We start from the raw sequence: 20,057 nt of genomic DNA, 5'->3' as shown, positions 1-20,057 counted from the left end.
TCATCACCAGAAGCGGGAGAGAGTATACGAAGTTTAATTGCGCTTGTCACCCGTGTTTTGCGCATTATTGATGTCATTGCTTTCAAGTGGTTATCTGTTAATCAGACTTGAGGCTGAAAGACAATAAAAAACCCCGCGTAGCGGGGTTTTTGTACAAAAGTTTGCTTACTCGTCCAAGAAAGACTTGAGGATTTCCGAGCGGCTCGGGTGACGCAGCTTACGCAGTGCCTTGGCCTCAATCTGACGAATACGTTCTCGGGTAACGTCGAACTGCTTGCCCACTTCCTCTAGGGTGTGGTCAGTGTTCATGTCGATACCAAAACGCATTCTGAGGACCTTGGCTTCACGGGCCGTCAGGCCAGCAAGCACTTCATGAGTGGCACTCTTGAGGCTTTCGCTGGTGGCGCTGTCCAGTGGCAGCTCGAGGGTAGTATCCTCGATGAAATCCCCCAGATGCGAATCTTCGTCGTCCCCGATAGGGGTCTCCATGGAGATAGGCTCTTTGGCGATTTTTAGCACTTTGCGGATCTTGTCTTCCGGCATCATCATCCGCTCGGCCAGCTCTTCAGGAGAAGGCTCGCGTCCCATTTCCTGCAGCATCTGCCGCGAGATACGGTTGAGCTTGTTGATGGTCTCTATCATGTGTACCGGGATACGTATGGTACGGGCCTGGTCCGCGATTGAACGGGTAATAGCCTGACGGATCCACCAGGTAGCATAGGTAGAGAACTTATAACCACGACGATATTCAAACTTGTCTACAGCCTTCATCAGACCTATGTTGCCCTCCTGGATCAGATCCAGGAACTGCAGGCCACGGTTGGTGTATTTCTTGGCGATAGAAATAACCAGACGCAAGTTGGCTTCAACCATTTCCTTCTTGGCACGGCGAGCCTTGGCTTCACCTATGCTCATGCGGCGGTTGATGTCTTTGATTGAGGCGATAGACAGGCCGGTTTCGGCTTCGATGGCTTCCAGCTTGGCGCGGCAGCGCAGCACGTCTTCCTCGACCATTTTCAGGCCTTCGGCGTATGGCTTGCCGGAGTTCATCTCGGCGTTGAACCAGCTGATATCGGTTTCGTTGCCGGTGAAGAGCTTAACAAAGTTCTTCTTCGGCATTTTGGCTTGTTCAACACAAAGCTTGAGGATCAGGCGTTCCTGAACCCGAACTTTGTCCATCATGCTGCGCATGCTCTTGACCAGACGGTCAAACTGCTTGGGCACCAGACGGAACTCTTTGAAAATCTCGCCAATGTGAAACAGGGTGGCGACTGACTCGGGATGATCGCGTCCCTTGAGTTCGATGAGTTTCAGTGAGTTTTCGTAGACGGTGCGTAGTTGCCCAAAACGCTCACGTGCTTCTTCCGGATCCGGACCTTTTGAGCCTTCATCTTCGGAATCGCTGTCGTCATCGTCATCATCGTCGTCCATATCATCTTCATCATCCAGATCTTCATCGGATAACTCTGAGCCAATATGGGTGGCGCTTGGGCCTACATTGTCTTCATCGGGATTGACAAATCCAGAGATAATGTCGGACAGGCGGATCTCTTCGGCCTCGAACTGATCAAACTGTTCGAGGATCATGGCGATTGCCTGTGGGTACTCGGCGACTGAGCTCTGTACCGTGTTGATGCCTTCTTCGATACGCTTGGCGATCTGAATTTCACCTTCGCGGGTCAGCAGTTCCACTGTTCCCATTTCACGCATATACATGCGTACAGGATCTGTGGTACGGCCCAATTCGCTCTCTACAGAGGCGAGGGCAGCAGCTGCTTCCTCGGCGGCATCTTCATCCGTGCTGTCTTCCGACATCATAATGTCATCGACATCCGGTGCTTCTTCAAACACTCGGATACCCATGTCATTTATCATCTGGATAATATCTTCGATCTGGTCAGAATCGACCATATCTGCAGGCAAGTGGTCATTCACTTCTGCATAGGTTAGGTAACCTTGCTCTTTGCCTTTGGCGAGCAACAGTTTAAGTTGCGACTGCGGAGTTTGATCCATAGATATCATCCAAGTTGGGTAACTGTTACAACGATGGGCAGCGGCCTGGGGCTCTTGCCGCACAAATCGTCAATTATAGCCATGTGCGCATCCCTGTGCTAGTCCGGCGACCGGACCCATAAATTGAGAGAGCTTATTGGCAGCTTTTCATGGCTGCGATTAGCTTCTTAAGCTGTATTTTCTCTTCTTTAGTATGGGTCTGTTTCAGACTTAATTCCTGGTAACGTTGCTCAATGTATTGATTATTCAGCCATACCAGGGATTTTTTGAACTCTTGCTCCAGGTTTTCATCCGCCACTTGATGCTCCCATTGGGCCAGTTTTCTCAGGGCGGAAAATTCGTCCGTATCCCTGAATTGCTCAAGTAGTTGTGCGCTGTTCATCTTCTGGGCGCGAGTCAAATCCAGTAATTCGACCAGCAAGTCTATGCCGGCCATCTGCAAATGCTTAAGAGCCGGTTGGGGGATCAAATTCAGCCCCAACTGTGGGTGTTGTACCAGCAAGGCGACGGCGAGTCGCAGCGGGGTACCCCGGCCCTTAAGCGCTTTATGCCGGGCAGAAGCCACCCCTTGGGGGCTCTTGAATCCCAGCTTTTTCTTTAGATCATCTGCGCTGTTCATGCCGAGCCTGTGTGACAGGTCTTCGAGCAATAGATTTTGCAGCACAGTGTCTTGAATCTTTTCAATCAGAGCAATGGCTTGCTTGGCCAGGTTGCCCTTGTCTGTCCCGTATTTTGTGGTCAGGGTATCGAACAGAAACCCTGTCAGTGTTTGCGCTTCATCTATCAATGCTTCGAAGGCTTCTTTGCCTGTCTTGCGCACCATGGAGTCGGGATCTTCCCCCTGGGGCAAAAACATAAAGCGCACTGTATCGCCGGGCTTCAGCAGTGGCAGGGCGGTTTCCAGTGCGCGCCAGGCTGCTTCTTTACCCGCGTTGTCTCCGTCATAACAGCAAACCACTTCTTTGGCGCTGCGCAGCAACAACTGAAACTGTTCGGCCGTGGTTGAGGTGCCCAGTGAGGCTACCGCATAATCGACCCCAAATTGCGCCAGCGCTACCACGTCCATATAACCTTCGACAATCAGCACTTGCCGAGGTTCTCTGTGGGCTTGTTTCAGCTCATACAGACCGTAAAGCTCATTACCCTTATGAAATATGGGCGTTTCCGGAGAATTCAAGTACTTGGGGGTACCATCTCCCAATACCCTGCCACCAAAGGCTATCACCCGGCCGCGCCTATCGCGGATCGGGAACATCAGTCTGTCACGGAAGCGGTCATAACGCTTACCGTTGTCGTTGCTGATGATCATCCCCGCAGTCAACAGCTTGTCCTGCGACTCTTGCTGCGAGCGGTAACGGCTCAGTAAACCGTCCCAGCCATCGGGGGCAAAGCCTATGCCGAAGCGTTCGACGACCTGGTCTGATAACCCACGAAAGGCCAGATAGTCCAACACCTTCTGTTTGTCCTGGTGTTGTCTGAGCTGGCTTTGATAATACCTGTTGGCCTCTTCCATCAACTGATAGAGATCGCGGCTGAGCCCTTCGTCACGACGACGGTTGGGGTTATTCTCCCGCGGCACTTCCAACCCCAGTTGGCTTGCCAGCTCCTCAATAGCATCGAGGAACTCGAGACGGTCATACTCCATGATGAAGTCGATGGCATTGCCATGGGCTCCACAGCCGAAGCAATGGTAAAACTGTTTGTCTCTGCTGACGGTGAAAGAGGGTGATTTTTCACTGTGGAAAGGGCAACAGGCAGAATAATTCTTACCCGCTTTTTTAAGGGGTACTTTGTGATCAATAAGATCAACTATGTCTGTGCGAGCAATCAGCTCATTGATAAAATCACGAGGTATAGCCATCAGACTGAGTCATGCACCCTTGACCGATGTAAACAAACAAGCCGCGCAGATGCACGGCTTGTTCATACGTGGAAACCCGCTTATTGCAGTTTGGCACGGATCTGGGCACTGATGGCACCCATGTCTGCACGACCCTGAACTTTGGATTTCAACGCTCCCATTACTTTGCCCATATCCGCCATGGTGCTGGCGCCGCTATCCTGGATAGCAGCATCAATTAGCGCAGCGATTTCGCTTTCGCTCAGAGGCTGTGGCAGGAAAGTTTCAATAACTTGAATCTCTGCTGCTTCGGCTTCTGCCAACTCCGGACGACCCGCTGCTTCATATTGGGCAATGGCATCACGGCGTTGTTTCACCATTTTGGTCAAGACAGCTATTATCTGCTCATCATTCAGAGTTTCGCGGGTATCCACTTCAATCTGTTTGATGGCAGCTAATGCCATACGAATCGTACCCAGGCGGACCTTCTCTTTGGCCACCAAGGCTTGTTTCATTTGGTCTTTTAGCTTATCTATCAGGCTCATAAGGAATTAGTATAAACGTACGCGACGTGCGTTTTCGCGAGAAAGCTTCTTGGCCAGACGCTTAACTGCAGCAGCTTTTGCACGCTTACGAGCAGTAGTTGGCTTCTCGTAGAATTCACGAGCACGCACGTCGGCCAGGATACCGGCTTTTTCACAAGAGCGCTTGAAACGACGCAGAGCTACGTCGAATGGTTCGTTTTCACGTACTTTAATAATTGGCATACGCCATCACCCCTTAGGTGTAAGTTTGTATTGAGTCAATCACTTGACCCAAGTGGATTTAAAATGGTGCGGAATTTTAAACCGACAGGCACTGAATGTAAAGTCCCTAAAGTAAATTCACTTTAGCCTACAACTGGAGAAATCTCCTGGTTAGGGGTAGAATTGGCGCCCCTTTTCAGGTGGAAAGATTTCATAGATGCGGGTTTTAGGTATTGAGACATCCTGTGATGAGACAGGAATAGCGGTTTACGACGAAGAGCAGGGGCTGTTATCCCATGCACTCTACAGTCAGGTCAAGTTACATGCCGACTACGGTGGCGTGGTGCCTGAGCTGGCATCACGGGATCATGTACGTAAAATAGTACCGCTGATCCGTGAGGCACTGGCCAAGGCCGATACCCGTATCGAAGATCTCGACGGTATCGCTTACACCAAGGGCCCTGGGCTGATTGGCGCGCTTTTGGTGGGGGCTTGCGTCGGTCGCTCCTTGGCATTTGCCTGGAATAAGCCTGCAGTAGGTGTTCATCATATGGAAGGACATCTGCTGGCGCCCATGTTGGAAGAGGATGCACCTGAGTTCCCCTTTGTGGCGCTCTTGGTTTCCGGAGGTCACTCCATGCTGGTGAAGGTAGAAGGCATAGGTCGCTACGAAGTACTGGGTGAGTCCATAGACGATGCGGCCGGTGAAGCCTTCGACAAGACCGCCAAACTGATGGGACTTGATTATCCTGGTGGCCCAAGACTGGCTAAACTCGCCGCCAAGGGCGAAAAGTCCGGTTATAAGTTTCCTCGGCCGATGACGGACAGACCGGGGTTGGATTTTAGTTTCTCAGGGTTGAAAACCTACGCCGCCAATACCATAGCCGCCGAACCGGATGATGAACAGACCCGTGCCAATATCGCCAGGGCCTTTGAAGAAGCCGTGGTCGATACCATGGTTATCAAGTGCCGCCGCGCACTGGAGCAAACCGGCTTTAAGCGCTTGGTTATTGCCGGCGGTGTCAGTGCCAACACCCGCCTGAGAAGTTCACTGGCCGAGTTGATGCAGAGCCGAGGCGGCAAGGTTTTCTATCCCAGAGGTGAGTTCTGTACAGATAACGGCGCTATGATAGCCTACGCGGGCTTGCAACGCCTCAAAGCCGGCGAGCGTGAGACGTTGGCGGTAAAAGGGCAGCCGCGTTGGCCGCTGGATACGTTGGAAGCGGTTTCCTGAAACCCGGCAATATAGTTTAATGTACCTGAAAAGCAAAAGGCGCCACTGGCGCCTTTTGGGTTTTTAATATTGTCTTCACAACCGTGACCTTGCAGGCCCTATTTAGTGCGCCTGGAGCGGGATACTTTGGACTCCTCTCCTTTGAGCAGGCGGCGAATATTATCCTTGTGGCGCACTATGATCAGAGTCGATAGCATCGCCACAGGTAGGGTAAATCTGTCATCCAGCCACCAGGTATATAAAGGTGCCAGCAGGGCGGTAACCAAAGCCGCCAGCGATGAGTAGCGGGTCAGTAAAACCACCACTAACCAGGTGCCCATCAAACACAGCGCCAAGCCTTCACCTATGGGCGCCATGGCACCGAGCGCTGTGGCTACGCCTTTGCCGCCTTTGAAACCGAAGAAAATCGGGTATATGTGCCCCAGGCAGGCGGCAATGGCTATTACTCCGAGCCAGACGGCATCTATCCCCATCAGATAAGCGGTATAAGCGGGCAGAGCTCCTTTGAGCATATCGAAGAAAAACACCATGGCGGCGGCCCAGGTGCCACCGATACGCAGCACATTGGTCGCGCCCGGGTTGCCGGAGCCCTTGCCTCTGGGGTCCGGAAGGCCCTTGAGGCGGCATACCAGTACGGCGCTGGAGATAGAGCCGAGCAAGTAAGCGGCCACAATCATCATTGGGGTCAGTACCATGGTACTCAAATTGGTTTCCTTACTCGTCTTAAGGTATTATCGCGCACACTGAAAAATGCAGCCCTTGCCCAGATAACCCAAGGTGAAAATCTTGACCGCCTGCTGGTGGTTAAAATCTCGGGTTCATCTTGTCCTTCAATGCCTTATCCTACTTAAGATCGGGCCAGGTAGAAAGGGGCTACAGTGAATATCTCCGGAACGCGTCGGATTATAGCGGTTTTATCGCCGTTAGCTTATCTGACCTCAGGCCCGGCAGTTGTTAAGGGGGATTTTATGGACAGAGTGCTGATACGGGAATTACAGATAGAGACAGTTATTGGGATCTATGAGTGGGAAAAGCAGGTGCACCAGACGCTGCTTATCGATCTGGATATGGCCTGGGATAACAGAGCCGCCGCAGACAGTGATGATTACAGCCAGGCGCTCTGTTATGAAACCGTCAGCAAGCGCCTTACTGCCTTGATTACCGAAAAGCCTATTGAGCTGATTGAAACCGTGGCCGAAATGATAGCCCACTGTCTGATGAGTGAGTTTGCAGTGCCTTGGGTCAAGGTGCGGGTGATGAAGCCCGGCGCCGTTCCTTCGGCCAAAGCCGTCGGTGTTGAAATCGAGCGTGGTATCTAACGGCAATATGGCACATATCTACATCAGTCTGGGTAGCAATATCGACCCGGAACATTATTTACGTGCAGCTATCAAAGAGCTGCACGCTGCTTTTGGCGAGCTGCTGTTGTCATCGGTTTACGAGAGTGAATCGGTGGGATTCAAGGGCAGCAACTTTCTCAATATGGTGGTGGGCGCTCATACCTCGCTCGGTATTGCCGAAGTGGTGGCCTGCTTCAAGCAGATAGAATTGCGTCATGGTCGGCTCCCGGGAGCAAAGAAATTTGCTCCGCGCACCTTGGATCTGGATCTGCTGCTCTACGATGACAAGGTCTGTCAGCAGCCCATTGTTTTACCCAGAGCCGAGATCCTGACCAATGCTTTTGTGCTTTGGCCGCTGGCAGAGTTGGCACCGCAAACCAAGCATCCTCTGGCACAACTCAGCTATCAGCAGTTGTGGCAGGAATATGACAAGGCCAGTCAGAAACTCTGGCCTATCGCTTTCGATTGGGGCCTGTCGGCCTGATTTTTTAAAGGACAATTATGGACACATTACAGGTCATTATCCTTGCCCTGATCCAGGGCCTGACTGAATTTTTGCCTATTTCCAGCTCGGCGCATCTTATTTTGCCCTCTCAGTTACTTGGCTGGGAAGATCAAGGACTGGCCTTTGATGTGGCGGTGCACATAGGTTCACTGCTCGCTGTGGTACTTTACTTCCGCGCTGAAATCATCGCTATGCTGAACGCCTGGTTTGGCAGCATATTCAAGGGTAATCACAGCGCCGAGAGTAAACTGGCCTGGTGGATTATTCTGGCTACTATACCTGCAGTCATCTTTGGTTTTATGGCCAAAGATCTGGTTGAAACTTATCTGCGGGGCCCGGGCGTTATCGCTATCACTACTGTGGTATTCGGTTTGCTGCTCTGGTGGTCAGATAAGATGGCGCGGCTTGAGCTTAGTGAGTATCAAACAGGTTGGCGCAAGGCATTGATGATAGGTTTTGCCCAGGCACTGGCGCTTATTCCCGGCACCAGTCGCTCGGGGATCACCATGACGGCGGCCTTGATGCTGGGGCTTAATCGCGAGGCGGCGGCGCGTTTCTCTTTTTTGATGTCGATTCCAGTGATCCTGGGGGCTGCGCTGCTGATGGGCAAAGATCTGCTCGAAGGTGGGCATGTGATTGACTGGCAGGCGTTGATTTTGGGGGTAGTGCTTTCTTTTATAGCGGCCTTCACCTGTATTCACTTGTTTTTGAAGATTATCAGCAAGATGGGCATGCTGCCTTTCGTGATCTATCGTTTGGCGCTCGGCGCACTCCTGTGCGGCTTTATCTTTCTGTGAGGCCCTAGATGAATTCAGTGCAATTTCAGTGCCCGGTTTGCCAGAGTGAGCTCAGGCAACATCAGGCATCCAGAGGTTTTTACTGCGCCAACAAGCATCACTTCGATCGCCAGGAGGATGGCTATTGGTTGCTGGCCAAGCCCAAGAGCGCGGCGGTGCACGCCTTGTCGCGTCAGGCGCTGCGGGCCCGGCGTTTTTTGCTGCAGTCTGAGTTGATGGCGCCTTTGCATCAGGCGCTCAATCTCAAGCTGGCCAGGCTTGCTGAAAACTGTGATGCCTTGCTTGACCCCAACGCTGGAGATGGCGCCTTGCAGCAGATGCTGCAACTGCCGGATGGGCTGCAACGCTTGCTAATCAGTGATGCGCAAAATGCCGCCTTCGCCGCGGCCAAGGCAATGCCTGAGGCGCAGGTATTTCTCAGTGTTGCCAAACGCTTACCCTTTGAAGACGCGCAGTTTTCACTGGTGACTTTGCTTGATGGACAGCTCAAGGGCAAGGAGATCCCCAGGGTGATGAAGCCGGGGGCACATCTTGTGATGTTGGCACCCGGGCCCAGACACTTATGGCAGTTGCGTGAGCAATTGAGTGCTGACCTTAAGCTGCGGGAGTTCAGCATCAGCCTGCCGGCGGAGTTGACTGTGCTGGAAACCGAGAGCTTGAGTTTTTCGCTGGATGTCAGTGGTGAACAGGCGTTGACGCTTCTGGAAACCACTCCCTATGCCTGGCGCGCCGGTGAAAAGCAGAAGCGCTCGATTGCAGGACGGGCCATTGAAGGGCTGGAGCTGGATTACCGTTTGTTGGTGATCAAACGAAACTGAGTCTGAACCTGGGGTTTCGGGCTGGAAAGTGAAGATTGGTTGGGAATGCTGGTAAGTACTGACGGGGGACAGCTTGTAGCTTGGAGAATAAATCAAATCGGCAACACCTTGGTGTTGCCGATCCGGGACTGAATTACTTCTTGTAACGAGAAGCAACGTTGTCCAAGCGGTCGTTAGCACGCTTAGCTTCAGACTGAGCGTCCATAGCAGCAGCTTTGGCATCTTTAACGTCAGCAGACAGTTTGCCTTGCTCTGCTTTCAGAGAGCTAACTTCGGCTGATAATTGATCAACTTTGTTGCCCAGGTTAGCAACGCTTTCTTCCAGAGCAGTGGTGTTGGCACAGCCGCCCAGCAGAGCAGTCATTGCTACGCCAGCAATCATCAGTACTTTTTTGTTCATGAAGAAATCCCTTTAGATAGGTTGGATTTTTAATGGCTCGACTGTAAAACAGCCGACACCGCCTAATTATGTCATAGTCAATTTATTTTGCTACGAATATTCACGCACAGGCCGCTTAACCTTATCGAATACTCATTGAATTGCCAAGTCTTTGGGAAAATAGCCAGTTTTTTTCGCTATTTTTTTAACATAACTGAAATTATCACTGTCAATATCTTGCCTTTCTCTCAGGAAACGGCGGAATTCAGTAACAGTTGCTTTTCTTGACGTACGGCGGCAATCCGCTGTCGTACGAGTTGTTCCCTGATGGCCGGGCCTTTGTGCCCTGCTGCCACTATGGGTTTGACATCTATCGCCGATGCCACAGCAAACAACTGCCTCAATGCCTGCGCCTGAGGGTAGGGGGTTTGTTCAAGTCCGGTGCGGCCCTTGGCATCGGCCTCACAGGCCAGTGCCAACTGCTCCAGGCGCTCTGGCTTACGCCAGAAGTCAGCTTTGTGGAAGATTTTCACTATGGTTTCCGGCTTGAGCTCCATCAAATTATGAATATTTTGATGCTGATCGCTGACCAGCAACGCCAGATCCCGATACTCGGAAGGCACTCTCAGCCGCTCACACAGATTGCGGATAGGCGCCAGACCTTTCTGGCCGTGACCGTGATGTTTGGGCAAGATGTCGGCCGGGGTCAAAGCCTTACCGAGATCGTGTACCAGCGCGGCAAAGCGCACCGCTTTGTCCTGGGTCAGTCTTGCGGCTTGCTCCAATACCATTAGTGTGTGAATGCCGCTATCGATTTCAGGATGCCACTTGGCCGGTTGTGGTACGCCGAACAGGGCATCGATTTCCGGCATCAGTGCTTGTAAGGCGTTAACCTGGCGCAGTACTTCAAAAAACACTTGGGGCTGTTCGCAGCCGAGCACCTTATCCAGTTCCTGCCAGACCCGCTCCGGCGTAAGCGCGCTAAGCTCGGGGCCAGTGGCAATTTCCTGCATCAGAGCCAGGGTTTCCGGGGCGATACTGAAACCTTGAGGTGCAAAGCGGGCGGCAAATCTGGCTACTCTGAGTACCCGCAGCGGGTCTTCAATAAAGGCAGGAGAAACATGCCTCAGCACCCGGGCTGCAATATCCTTTTGGCCATCGTAAGGGTCATGCAGCTCGCCATCTTCACTTTGGGCTATGGCATTAATGGTTAAGTCCCGTCGCAACAGATCCTCTTCCAGGGTAACATCGGGCGCCGCATAGCAGGAGAAGCCGCCGTAACCCAAGCCCGTCTTACGCTCGGTTCTTGCCAAGGCATATTCCTCCTGGGTTTTGGGGTGCAGAAACACAGGGAAATCCTTGCCCACCTGCCGGTATCCCAGTGAGACCATCTGCTCCGGAGTCGCTCCGACGACCAGATGATCCCTGTCTTTGACAGGCAAACCCAATAGCTTGTCGCGTACCGCACCGCCAACCAGATAAATCTGCACGCTTGTGAATTCCTTATAATGACTGCTTTGGTATTGGCCTCAGGATAACATGAGACCAGGCCGTGGGGGATTTTCCTGTGCATCACATATATGGCGGCCGGGGTTTTACAATTTATGACCTTGCCTTAAACTGAGCTGTCTCTAACAAAGAAGGATGGTAGTGCCTATGTACAAGGCCTTTTATGGACTGAACGATAACCCGTTTTCAATTGCGCCTAATCCCAGTTACCTGTTTCTCAGTGACAGACACAGGGAAGCCTTGGCGCATTTGACCTATGGTCTGGGGGAAACGGGAGGCTTTGTGCTGCTGACGGGCGAAGTGGGCACAGGAAAAACCACGGTTTCCCGCTGCTTATTGCGGCAACTACCGGAAAATACCGATACTGCTTTTATCCTCAATCCATCTCTGACCGAGCTTGAGCTGCTGGCCACTCTTTGTGATGAATTGAAAATTCCTTATGGTGAGGCACCCACCCTTAAGCAGTTGACCGACCATATCAGTGGTTTTTTGCTGGCTAACCATCAGGCCGGACGCAACACAGTATTGATAATCGATGAGGCCCAACATCTGCGGGCCGAAGTGCTTGAACAACTGCGCCTGCTTACCAATCTGGAAACTGATACTCGTAAATTGTTGCAGGTGATCCTCATAGGTCAGCCCGAGCTGCAGCAACTGCTCAAGCGCCAGGAGTTGCGGCAACTGGCACAGCGAATCACTGCTCGTTATCATCTGTTGCCGCTCACCGAAGAGGAGGTGGGCTTCTATGTGCAGCACAGGTTGCAGGTGGCCGGGCGCAGCGAACCCTTGTTCAATCGCGGTGCGATTCGGGCCTTGCATAAATTCAGTGGCGGTATTCCAAGGCTTATCAACCTCTTGTGTGAGCGGGCCTTGATGGCGGGTTATGGTCAGTCTCGAACCCCTATCGATGCAAAAATGGTGGCCTCTGCCGCCGAAGAGGTACTGGGAGAGAAAATCAAACAGCGTAATTATTGGTTACCGGCATCTGCCGCCGCCATGCTGCTTTTGGCCTTTGCCGGTGGTTACTATTTCTTTGCGCAGCCGGAACAGGCTGTGGCCCAAGATCAGTCCGGACGGCAACTTTATTCAATGACAGATGCCAAGCAGACTCAGGTTTCCGCTAATAAAGCTTCTGTGAACAATCTTTCTGTCAATCAAGCTGGCGCAGACAAGGCCGCAGCCAACCGGGCGCAGCGGATCTTGATGCAGGCCATAGATCAGAGCCGCAATATAGATACCGCCTTCGCGGCGCTGTTTGCGCTTTGGGACAAGGTGCCATATTCAGGCATCAGCGCTTGTCAGGCCGCCGAGCAGCAGGGGCTAGCCTGTTATCAGCAGCAGGGTAATCTCAACTCCTTACTACGGCTCAACTATCCGGCTGTGGTCTATCTGGAAGATGAACAACAGCAACCTTTCTATGGCACTTTGGTTACTAAAGATGGTGAACAGTTGCTGCTGCAACTCAATGAACAGCAACTCTGGGTCAGTATTGATTGGTTCAATCGTCATTTCAGCGGCACTTTTGAAATCATCTGGGATGCCCCCAAAGATCCGCTCAAGGCGATAGGCCCCAGTGCCGGCTTGGCCCAAGTGCAATGGCTGGAAAATACTCTGGCGCAGGTAGATGGTCGCCAAGCCAGATTAATGAGCTATTTTGACAGCGAGTTGGAGCAGTCGCTGCAACAGTTTCAACGCCGCCATGGTTTGAAGCCGGACGGTATTGCCGGTAGCCAGACTTTGGTTCAGCTTAATCTGTATCTGAGCCATCAAGGCCCCAGATTGCATGCGGGGGGAGAGAGCTGATGTCTATTCTTCTTGATGCTGTGACCCGGGCCAAACAACAGGAAATGGGAGAGCAGCTGGATCCTGTGTTGACCCCCAGGGCGCAATATCGTCAGCCTTCATCCGGCGGAGCCTATTTCAAGCCGCTGGCAGTATTGGTAGTTGCTGTGCTGGCAGGAGGAGCCCTGGCCTGGGGATGGCACATGTTGGATAACAGCAAGAAGACTCCGGCTCCCGAGACATCTTCAGTTGAGGCGCAAGCCTCGCAGCAACAAGTCAGGCAACAAGATGAGTCTCAAGGATATAAGCAACCGACTCAAGCCGCTGAGGTGGCTGAACAGGGGGCTGCTGAGGTGCGTTTAGCCGGAAAGGTTGCCTTGCCTTTGGCTCAACCTATACCTCAGGCTCAAGTGGTTCAATCTCAACTAACCCAATTGCAAACTATACAGCCGCAGACCACACAGCTTCAAAATGCTCAAGCTGTGAGTAGCACAAATCTAAACCAAAGACGCGAAGCAAATATTGCCGCTAATCAGAGTCAGACTTTGGCGAATACTGAGCTTAGTAATAATGATACGCTGGCTGCCAGTGTGGCCGAAGCGGCCAAAGAGCTGCAGTTTGAGCAAGTTCAGTCTGGCAGTTCATCTTTTGCAAATCAGCGGCAAGCGATACAGGCAACGGACGAGGAGCCGATTATCCTGGGAGCTAACCCCAATCGCCGTGGGCTTGAGGTGCTTGAATCTCTCAAGCGCCAGGTCAATGATGCGGCTGAGGATGTGGGGCTATCCAGTGCCGAGAGTCGCCGTCAGGATGAACTGGTGGCTCAGTTTCAGGCTGCATTAGCCGATGTTGAGCACCGGCACTCGGCGGAAAAACCTGTATCGCCTCCTGAATTGGACCCCATTCCCAAAACTGAGGAAGAGGTGCCTCCCTATGGCGGCTTGCCTGCCGGACTGCAACTGCAAGTGCCTGAATTTGATATCAGTGCCCATGTATACGCTTCTGAGCCTTCCAAGCGTTGGTTGAATGTAGACGGTGCCGAATTGCAGGAGGGCGATAGTATCAAAGGAATATTAAAGGTTGTTGAGATCCGTCCAAGAGATGTGGTGCTGGAAATTCAAGGGCAGAGGTTTCGGGTACCGGCTATTTGACTTGGTTTTTTAGACTGGCGGTGAACTTGATAACGAACTGCCACGAGGGCGGATAGCTTCTGCATCCAGAGTTAATCTTCGCCGTCGGGCCTGTTCAAACAAGCACTCTGGATGATGTTTGTTTGAACAGGTCTTTAATACCAGGTGCAGCTATGGCTCTAAGCTATGTATAACGACTACATGGGGAAGATAAACGATTAGCAACAAGGAGTTGGGCGGGTAGAGAGTTACAGAAACAAAAACGCCACTCAGTGAGTGGCGTTTTTGCTGTTTCATGGTGCCGGCACCAAGAGTCGAACTCGGGACCTACTGATTACAAGTCAGTTGCTCTACCAACTGAGCTATGCCGGCTAAATTGTGGTGCCCGAACCCGGAATCGAACCAGGGACACGCGGATTTTCAATCCGCTGCTCTACCAACTGAGCTATTCGGGCAACTGAACTGAGTGTCAGTCATCTACTTCGAACCGGGAGTTAAGGCCCGTGTCGTTCGGAGTGCGCGTATAATATAGTTCTGAATTTTTTCCTGCAAGTGCTTTTTCGGCATAAATCCTGTGTTCGCTCAGTTAATGCTCAGAATTGGGCTTTTTGAGCTGAAATCAAACTGATATCGCTTGAAAAGCCAGCACGCCGCCTATTGCATCAAACTATCTTCGCCGCCATCTGCCGTGGTACCCGCATCACTGTGGCTCTTTAAGCCCACCTTTTGTCCTACTTTCTAAAATTTCGAAAGAAATGGCCAATATTTAATGATTTTAGTTTTCATTTAGCCTCCATATGATGTGCTTAAGACCTAGCTTAAGGATAGAAAATGCTTGCCAACACTCGTCAGGGCTACGGCCTTGTCAGCATTTTAAACCATTGGTTATCGGCCATTGCCGTGATAGGCCTGTTTGGGCTCGGCTACTGGATGGTTGATTTGACCTATTACAGTGCCTGGTATCAGAAGGGGCCGCATCTGCACAAGAGTATCGGCATTTTGCTGTTGGCGCTTACCCTGGTCAGATTGTTGTGGAAACTGCTGAGCCCCTCGCCACAGGCGATACCGGACAAGCCTTTACTGCAGAAGGCGGCCCGTTTGACGCATTGGGGACTCTACCTGTTGCTGCTGCTGATTATGTTGAGCGGCATATTGATCTCCACCGCCGATGGCCGGGGTATCGCGGTATTTGACTGGTTTGAGCTGCCGGGTGTCGGTGAGCTGTTTAACAATCAGGCCGATATCGCCGGGGCGATACATAAATACGCCGCCTATAGCTTGATAACCCTGGTGGTGCTGCATGCCTTGGCGGCGCTGAAACACCATTTTATCGATAAAGATCAGACACTCATCAGGATGATTAAACTCAAGAGAGGATAGCGAAATGAAAAAGACCCTGTTTGCCGGTTTGCTTGGCAGCGCCCTGTTATTGCCTTGTGCCGTGAATGCCGCCGACTATGTGATTGATACCCAGGGCGCCCATGCCTCTATCAACTTTAGAGTCAACCATCTTGGCTACAGCTTTGTAGTCGGGCGTTTCAATGAATTTGAAGGCAGCTTCAGCTTTGACAAGGCCAACCCGGCAGATGCCAAGGTGAATGTGACCATCAACACCCAAAGCCTGGATTCAAACCATGCCGAGCGGGACAAGCACCTGCGTTCGGCCGACTTCATCAATGCCGGCAAGTATCCCAAGGCCAGCTTCAGGTCCACCAAGGTGGAGGACAAAGGGAATGGCGAATTGGCGATCACCGGTGACTTTACTCTCAATGGGGTCACCAAGCCGCTGACCATAGATGCCAAGGCTATCGGTGAAGGGCAGGACCCTTGGGGTGGTTACCGCGCCGGGTTTATCGGCTCTACCGAGTTTGCCCTCAAGGATTACAAGATTACTACCGATCTGGGCCCGGCTTCCACTCACGTCAAACTCGATCTGGTGGTTGAAGGGGTTAAGCAGTAATCCACAATAGTTTTTACAGAAGGCGCCGTCGGCGCCTTTTTCTTTTTGGCCTGTAAACTGGCTGCGAAAGTCACCGAAAGCCAGCGCCGATATGGCACAATGAGCGCCAATATAAACAATAGAGCCCGGGTACTTGGGCTACCGGTGAGTTGTGAGCTGAAACCATGTTGAATATCGAAACCCTTGAGCAGCTTAAACAACTGCTCGAAAGCCAACCCGCGGTATTACTGCTGTTCGGCGGCGAGCATTGCGGTGTGTGTCAGGCGTTGAAGCCCAGAATAAGCGCCATGTTGGCCGACGAGTATCCACTATTGCAGGCGGCCTATATCGATTGTCAGGGCCCTGGCCAGCAGCTGTCTGCCCAGATGAGTATCTTTAGTTTGCCCGTGGTGCAGGTCTATTTTGACGGCGAAAAGTTTGCCGAGTTGCAGCGGGTATTTTCTCTGGCGGATCTGCGAGAGGCAATCGACAGGCCCTATCGGCTCAGTTTTGAGTAGTTTTAGCCCAAACAATGATGTGTCAGTATTCGATGCTTGTTTGATTAAGTTATTAAATATAGTTTCAACGCAAGTCGCAGCTGCGCCTGGGATTGAGGTTAGATTATGAAGAGAGCAGTGAAGGCAGTCCAATTATCGCTTGAATAGATTCTTAGCAATAATTGGACGCAAAAATGAATAGAAACAATATCTGGAATTACTCATTCTTATACTCTTTGGTACTTCTGGTACCTTTCGATCTGCTTGCTTCACTGGGGATGGACTTATACCTTCCGGCAGTGAATGACATCGGCACAAGTTTCAAGGTAGGAAGGGAGCAGGTTCAGCTGACGCTGACCATGTATATGGCACTCCTAGGCCTTGGGCAATTGCTGTTTGGTCCCCTCTCGGACAAGTTTGGCAGAAGGCCGATAGTCGTTATTGGCGCTGTCTTGTACTCATTGTCCAGCCTGGCTATTCCCTTAAGTCCGAACTTTGATTACTTCCTGGGACTGAGATTGTTACAGTCGCTGAGCGCGTCTGCACTATTGGTTGCGGCGTTTGCCACGGTCAGAGATGTATTTGCCGAAAGGGAAGAAGGCGTAGTCGTTTATGCCATCATGGGTTCAGTGTTGGCTTGTGTCCCGGCAGTGGCTCCGTTTCTGGGCGCCTTGATAGAAAAGCAGTGGCATTGGCAGGGCATATTTTACTTCCTGGGAATATTCGCTGCCGTGGTTGCCGTGCACACAGTGTTTAAATGGCCAGAAACCCGGCCGGCCAAAACCCAGCCGTTTCGTTTCAATAGCTTGTTCACCATCCTGGGGTCCAAGACTTTTATCGGTTATACCTTGGCTTATGCAACGGCAATGGGAACCTTCTTCGCCTACTTTTCCACCTCGCCCTCGGTGCTGATGGATACCTTGAGCCTGAGTAAAGTCGAGTTCAGCCTCTGGTTCGGCTCGGTGGCGATTGTGATGATACTGACCACCAGGTTCGTCAAGCCTTTGGTTAGGCGTTGGGGAATCAGCGGCACAGTGTTTCGGGGGCTGGCGGGGCTATTTGTCAGTGGGCTTATCCTCTATCTGTGCGAGTGGCTCTTTGGCGTTACCCTGCTGGGCTTTATGCTTCCCATGTACCTGATTGGAGTCAATATTGCCTTAACTTGTGCTGTCTCGGCCAACGGCGCGCTGCACGCCTTCTCCGCTTCGGCGGGTTTGGCAACGGCGCTTTATTATGCGCTGGAAAGCCTGTACTTAAGCCTTATGGTCAGTGTGCTGATAAAGCTGATCCCGCCCGGAACCTCGGCCACCATAGCCGTGTATATCTTTATCTCTTCCCTGTTGGCTGCGGGCTTTATCCTGCAGGGGCGGCGGCAGAGTAAATAGCTTCTTATAAGCTTGCCGGCCACACTTGAGCTTGTTCAGGTGTGGCTTTCGCTGCTGATCGGGCACTTCTTTGAGGAGGCTATTGTGGTTAATGGGTGTTTTTCGGCTCACTCTTGAGCAAGTTTATGGTCAGAACCCCAATTGAGATTGCGGCAATAATGGATGCCAGTCTAACCATTTGAGAAGAGAGCGATAATACACTTGGATTATTGACTATTTGATAAGTCAATACGATAAAGTTGGTAAACAGTAACTGGTAGATAGTCAGGTGGGTTTTACGGCGTATTGCGAAACAGGCTAATTGTAATCCTGAAAAAATAGTTACCCCTATGATCACGAAAGTCGGTGCATTCACAGAGGTTAACAGCATGCATGGTATGGTAAATAGTATCCCGACAGAAGTTGTGATAAGTCTATGGTAGCCAAACGTGTGGCTGTCTTTGGTAATAGGCGATTTTATCATGCTGCCAAAAGTTATGGCTATCAACAAGGCTTGTGAGCTGCCAGCCCAGATTAATGCATAAAGCACAATGCTTGTAGCGGTTGCTTTAAAGACGATTTTCCCCATGTTTTTATCAGCACCTTCAATGCTGGTTTCATCGGGCGGGATATTTGTCTCGTCACCAGGAAATAACCAAAAACCAAGGTAGGTTGCCAACACCGCAATGATAAAGCTTTCGAACAATGTCCATGGTAAGGCGCTTAATGGTATGGACATCTGTTGCTTCATTACCACCATGAAAATGACGATAACTAAAGTTAAATTGGCAATAATATCTTTGGGATCTTGATGGCCACGGTAATAGCTCAGAAACATCAGTGACCAAGTAAACAGTAAAAATCCAGTGGGCGTACCTATCAACAGATTTCCCAGTGTTACTATGCCAAAACTGATAAGCAGGAGTACTACCAGTAGCTTTAATAGCACCTTAAGCTGTGGCCTGGATGGCATCAGGGTAAACAATATCACTACAAATACAGGGGCGATAACAGGTATGGCGGCGCCTGAATATATGAGATAGAACAGGAGCAGCACTGGCGTGAAAACCAGCCTGATGACTGAATTTGCTGCACTATGAAACATAAGTCAAAACGCTCAGAATGTTCATCCAGATGGACGCCAACCAATCACCAAAGCTACTTTGCTCGGTTAAGAATGCAACCGTTGCTTTAGAACCATAACGAACATTACCGGGCACATTACCGTTCTCAAAGATAATGTTAACCGGATACCGTTGCGCATTTAGGGAGTTATTGTTTGCGACTAAAAAGCCGGTAGCCTGATCCGTTTCATTACTCCCTCCCGTGCCCCAGCCTATGCTTTCGACTCTTCCTTCGAGCACTCGACCCGGTAAAGCGTCCATGACAATTTTTACTTTTTGATTGACACGGATATGCTCCAGAGAATTTTCTCTTACCAGCGCTGATATCCAGACACCTCTTGGGTCGATAAAAGTAAGTAGCGGAGAGCCTACACTGGCTTTTTGCCCAACAGTGAGCTGTAGGTTGGTCACAATACCTTTGGAAGGGGCAATGACTTTAGTGCGTTGTAAGTCTAACTGTGCTTTTTCCAGGCTGGCTATTGCGGCGAGGATTTGCGGGTTGTCTTGCCCTTCAGGACCAAGGTTTTGTTTTGCTTGTACCAGAGAGGCTTCTGCTGCATTTAAGGCGGCTTGGGCTCGATCCCTGGCTTCAATCGCATTATCCAGCTCAGCTTTACTCAATACGCCTTTTGCTGCCAATTCAGTGATTCGCGCCGCTTGCTCTCTGGTATTATCGCGCGCCGCCAATGACTCAATCACTTTGGCTTGCGCGACTTCAACGGCTGCAGTACTGGCGCCGATATTTTGCCCAGCAATAGCCAGGTTGGCTTGAGCCGTGCGCAAGTTGATTTGGTAATCTCTGGAATCAATTTCAAATAAAGTCTGGCCGGGTTCCACCACCTGGTTATTTCTGACCTTGACCTCGGTAATGTTGCCTGAAACTTCGGGAGCGACTCTAACCAGATAAGAGTGGATTCTGGCCATCCCTGTCATTGGGGTTACACGATCAGCCCACAAGCTATAGAGCCAAATGAAAAAGACGAGGCCAATGATGAAAAAACTCAACTTTCTGGAGGAGGACTCTGCTTGGGACATAGGGT

Annotated in this window: 20 protein-coding genes and 2 tRNA genes; 11 read left to right on the top strand and 11 right to left on the bottom strand. The window is 51.2% G+C overall.

Annotated features, from left to right (window positions below):
- Positions 1-165: 165 nt before the first annotated feature.
- The 4 genes from rpoD to rpsU form a co-directional block, all read right to left on the bottom strand.
- Positions 166-2,013, bottom strand: a complete 1,848-nt coding sequence (gene rpoD / locus WKR14_RS15230; RefSeq protein ID WP_101056995.1) for an RNA polymerase sigma factor RpoD — start codon at positions 2,011-2,013, stop codon at positions 166-168.
- 133 nt (positions 2,014-2,146) lie between these two features.
- Positions 2,147-3,874, bottom strand: coding sequence for a DNA primase (dnaG, locus tag WKR14_RS15225; RefSeq protein WP_039034928.1), 1,728 nt, complete (start codon positions 3,872-3,874; stop codon positions 2,147-2,149).
- Between the two features lie 80 nt (positions 3,875-3,954).
- On the bottom strand, positions 3,955-4,398 hold the full coding sequence (locus tag WKR14_RS15220) for a GatB/YqeY domain-containing protein (protein WP_025010513.1): 444 nt from the start codon (positions 4,396-4,398) through the stop codon (positions 3,955-3,957).
- Between the two features lie 6 nt (positions 4,399-4,404).
- Positions 4,405-4,620, bottom strand: coding sequence for a 30S ribosomal protein S21 (rpsU, locus tag WKR14_RS15215; protein ID WP_006080725.1), 216 nt, complete (start codon positions 4,618-4,620; stop codon positions 4,405-4,407).
- Positions 4,621-4,816: 196 nt separating this feature from the next.
- Here rpsU and tsaD point away from each other — a divergent pair, with 196 nt between their 5' ends.
- On the top strand, positions 4,817-5,833 hold the full coding sequence (gene tsaD, locus WKR14_RS15210; RefSeq protein WP_101056997.1) for a tRNA (adenosine(37)-N6)-threonylcarbamoyltransferase complex transferase subunit TsaD: 1,017 nt from the start codon (positions 4,817-4,819) through the stop codon (positions 5,831-5,833).
- A 98-nt stretch (positions 5,834-5,931) separates the two neighbouring features.
- Here the strand turns inward: tsaD and plsY are convergent, their stop codons facing one another.
- Entirely contained in the window at positions 5,932-6,528 is a 597-nt protein-coding gene (plsY, locus tag WKR14_RS15205; protein ID WP_373296862.1) for a glycerol-3-phosphate 1-O-acyltransferase PlsY, read from the bottom strand.
- Between the two features lie 273 nt (positions 6,529-6,801).
- Here plsY and folB point away from each other — a divergent pair, with 273 nt between their 5' ends.
- Genes folB through WKR14_RS15185 form a run of 4 tightly spaced genes read left to right on the top strand, consistent with a single transcriptional unit; the run spans position 6,802 to position 9,293 of the window.
- Positions 6,802-7,152, top strand: coding sequence for a dihydroneopterin aldolase (folB, locus tag WKR14_RS15200; RefSeq protein WP_101057001.1), 351 nt, complete (start codon positions 6,802-6,804; stop codon positions 7,150-7,152).
- 7 nt (positions 7,153-7,159) lie between these two features.
- On the top strand, positions 7,160-7,657 hold the full coding sequence (gene folK / locus WKR14_RS15195; RefSeq protein WP_101057003.1) for a 2-amino-4-hydroxy-6-hydroxymethyldihydropteridine diphosphokinase: 498 nt from the start codon (positions 7,160-7,162) through the stop codon (positions 7,655-7,657).
- A 17-nt stretch (positions 7,658-7,674) separates the two neighbouring features.
- Positions 7,675-8,475, top strand: a complete 801-nt coding sequence (locus WKR14_RS15190; RefSeq protein ID WP_101057005.1) for an undecaprenyl-diphosphate phosphatase — start codon at positions 7,675-7,677, stop codon at positions 8,473-8,475.
- A gap of 8 nt (positions 8,476-8,483) precedes the next feature.
- Positions 8,484-9,293 (top strand): putative RNA methyltransferase, encoded by an 810-nt coding sequence (locus WKR14_RS15185; RefSeq protein ID WP_101057007.1) that lies wholly within the window; start codon positions 8,484-8,486, stop codon positions 9,291-9,293.
- Between the two features lie 133 nt (positions 9,294-9,426).
- On the opposite strand, the gene WKR14_RS15180 is transcribed toward WKR14_RS15185, so the two are convergent.
- Positions 9,427-9,693: an Lpp/OprI family alanine-zipper lipoprotein gene (locus WKR14_RS15180; protein ID WP_025010519.1), complete on the bottom strand. Its 267-nt coding sequence runs from the start codon at positions 9,691-9,693 to the stop codon at positions 9,427-9,429.
- A gap of 227 nt (positions 9,694-9,920) precedes the next feature.
- On the bottom strand, positions 9,921-11,162 hold the full coding sequence (locus WKR14_RS15175; protein WP_339086733.1) for a multifunctional CCA addition/repair protein: 1,242 nt from the start codon (positions 11,160-11,162) through the stop codon (positions 9,921-9,923).
- Positions 11,163-11,328: 166 nt separating this feature from the next.
- Between WKR14_RS15175 and WKR14_RS15170 the strand changes: the two genes are divergently transcribed.
- Positions 11,329-12,984, top strand: a complete 1,656-nt coding sequence (locus tag WKR14_RS15170) for an ExeA family protein (protein ID WP_339086731.1) — start codon at positions 11,329-11,331, stop codon at positions 12,982-12,984.
- Positions 12,984-14,114, top strand: a complete 1,131-nt coding sequence (locus WKR14_RS15165) for a general secretion pathway protein GspB (RefSeq protein WP_339086729.1) — start codon at positions 12,984-12,986, stop codon at positions 14,112-14,114. The genes WKR14_RS15170 and WKR14_RS15165 overlap by 1 nt, the downstream gene beginning before the upstream one ends.
- A gap of 275 nt (positions 14,115-14,389) precedes the next feature.
- On the opposite strand, the gene WKR14_RS15160 is transcribed toward WKR14_RS15165, so the two are convergent.
- A tRNA-Thr gene (locus WKR14_RS15160) sits at positions 14,390-14,465 on the bottom strand.
- A 7-nt stretch (positions 14,466-14,472) separates the two neighbouring features.
- Positions 14,473-14,548, bottom strand: a tRNA-Phe gene (locus tag WKR14_RS15155).
- A 376-nt stretch (positions 14,549-14,924) separates the two neighbouring features.
- On the opposite strand from WKR14_RS15155, the gene WKR14_RS15150 reads away from it, so the two are divergent.
- The 4 genes from WKR14_RS15150 (at position 14,925) to WKR14_RS15135 (ending at position 17,914) form a co-directional block, all read left to right on the top strand.
- Positions 14,925-15,473: a cytochrome b gene (locus tag WKR14_RS15150; RefSeq protein WP_165565443.1), complete on the top strand. Its 549-nt coding sequence runs from the start codon at positions 14,925-14,927 to the stop codon at positions 15,471-15,473.
- A 4-nt stretch (positions 15,474-15,477) separates the two neighbouring features.
- Positions 15,478-16,053 carry a YceI family protein gene (locus WKR14_RS15145; protein WP_101057017.1) on the top strand — a complete coding sequence of 192 codons (576 nt, stop codon included), beginning with the start codon at positions 15,478-15,480 and terminating at the stop codon, positions 16,051-16,053.
- A gap of 164 nt (positions 16,054-16,217) precedes the next feature.
- The gene (locus WKR14_RS15140) at positions 16,218-16,550 is read left to right on the top strand and encodes a thioredoxin family protein (RefSeq protein ID WP_208144665.1); all 333 of its coding nucleotides are present in this window, start codon (positions 16,218-16,220) and stop codon (positions 16,548-16,550) included.
- 173 nt (positions 16,551-16,723) lie between these two features.
- Positions 16,724-17,914, top strand: coding sequence for a multidrug effflux MFS transporter (locus tag WKR14_RS15135; protein ID WP_339086725.1), 1,191 nt, complete (start codon positions 16,724-16,726; stop codon positions 17,912-17,914).
- An 88-nt stretch (positions 17,915-18,002) separates the two neighbouring features.
- On the opposite strand, the gene WKR14_RS15130 is transcribed toward WKR14_RS15135, so the two are convergent.
- Together WKR14_RS15130 and WKR14_RS15125 are read right to left on the bottom strand one after the other, a co-directional pair.
- Positions 18,003-18,998, bottom strand: a complete 996-nt coding sequence (locus tag WKR14_RS15130; protein WP_248952465.1) for a DUF2955 domain-containing protein — start codon at positions 18,996-18,998, stop codon at positions 18,003-18,005.
- The gene (locus WKR14_RS15125; RefSeq protein WP_101057025.1) at positions 18,988-20,052 is read right to left on the bottom strand and encodes an HlyD family secretion protein; all 1,065 of its coding nucleotides are present in this window, start codon (positions 20,050-20,052) and stop codon (positions 18,988-18,990) included. The genes WKR14_RS15130 and WKR14_RS15125 overlap by 11 nt, the downstream gene beginning before the upstream one ends.
- Positions 20,053-20,057: the final 5 nt, after the last annotated feature.

Source organism: Shewanella chilikensis (assembly GCF_037953065.1).
Taxonomy (GTDB): domain Bacteria; phylum Pseudomonadota; class Gammaproteobacteria; order Enterobacterales; family Shewanellaceae; genus Shewanella; species Shewanella chilikensis.
The sequence above is the reverse complement of the archived record's forward strand: the minus strand, read 5'-3'. Positions and strand labels throughout refer to the sequence as shown.

Coding starts and splice junctions, on each gene's coding strand:
- folB (WP_101057001.1), top strand. CDS start 6,802: ATGGACAGAGTGCTGATACGGGAATTACAGATAGAGACAGTTATTGGG.
- WKR14_RS15140 (WP_208144665.1), top strand. CDS start 16,218: ATGTTGAATATCGAAACCCTTGAGCAGCTTAAACAACTGCTCGAAAGC.
- WKR14_RS15185 (WP_101057007.1), top strand. CDS start 8,484: ATGAATTCAGTGCAATTTCAGTGCCCGGTTTGCCAGAGTGAGCTCAGG.
- folK (WP_101057003.1), top strand. CDS start 7,160: ATGGCACATATCTACATCAGTCTGGGTAGCAATATCGACCCGGAACAT.
- WKR14_RS15180 (WP_025010519.1), bottom strand. CDS start 9,693: ATGAACAAAAAAGTACTGATGATTGCTGGCGTAGCAATGACTGCTCTG.
- WKR14_RS15145 (WP_101057017.1), top strand. CDS start 15,478: ATGAAAAAGACCCTGTTTGCCGGTTTGCTTGGCAGCGCCCTGTTATTG.
- dnaG (WP_039034928.1), bottom strand. CDS start 3,874: ATGGCTATACCTCGTGATTTTATCAATGAGCTGATTGCTCGCACAGAC.
- WKR14_RS15170 (WP_339086731.1), top strand. CDS start 11,329: ATGTACAAGGCCTTTTATGGACTGAACGATAACCCGTTTTCAATTGCG.
- WKR14_RS15165 (WP_339086729.1), top strand. CDS start 12,984: ATGTCTATTCTTCTTGATGCTGTGACCCGGGCCAAACAACAGGAAATG.
- WKR14_RS15135 (WP_339086725.1), top strand. CDS start 16,724: ATGAATAGAAACAATATCTGGAATTACTCATTCTTATACTCTTTGGTA.
- tsaD (WP_101056997.1), top strand. CDS start 4,817: ATGCGGGTTTTAGGTATTGAGACATCCTGTGATGAGACAGGAATAGCG.
- WKR14_RS15220 (WP_025010513.1), bottom strand. CDS start 4,398: ATGAGCCTGATAGATAAGCTAAAAGACCAAATGAAACAAGCCTTGGTG.
- WKR14_RS15125 (WP_101057025.1), bottom strand. CDS start 20,052: ATGTCCCAAGCAGAGTCCTCCTCCAGAAAGTTGAGTTTTTTCATCATT.
- WKR14_RS15150 (WP_165565443.1), top strand. CDS start 14,925: ATGCTTGCCAACACTCGTCAGGGCTACGGCCTTGTCAGCATTTTAAAC.
- plsY (WP_373296862.1), bottom strand. CDS start 6,528: ATGGTACTGACCCCAATGATGATTGTGGCCGCTTACTTGCTCGGCTCT.
- WKR14_RS15190 (WP_101057005.1), top strand. CDS start 7,675: ATGGACACATTACAGGTCATTATCCTTGCCCTGATCCAGGGCCTGACT.
- rpoD (WP_101056995.1), bottom strand. CDS start 2,013: ATGGATCAAACTCCGCAGTCGCAACTTAAACTGTTGCTCGCCAAAGGC.
- rpsU (WP_006080725.1), bottom strand. CDS start 4,620: ATGCCAATTATTAAAGTACGTGAAAACGAACCATTCGACGTAGCTCTG.
- WKR14_RS15130 (WP_248952465.1), bottom strand. CDS start 18,998: ATGTTTCATAGTGCAGCAAATTCAGTCATCAGGCTGGTTTTCACGCCA.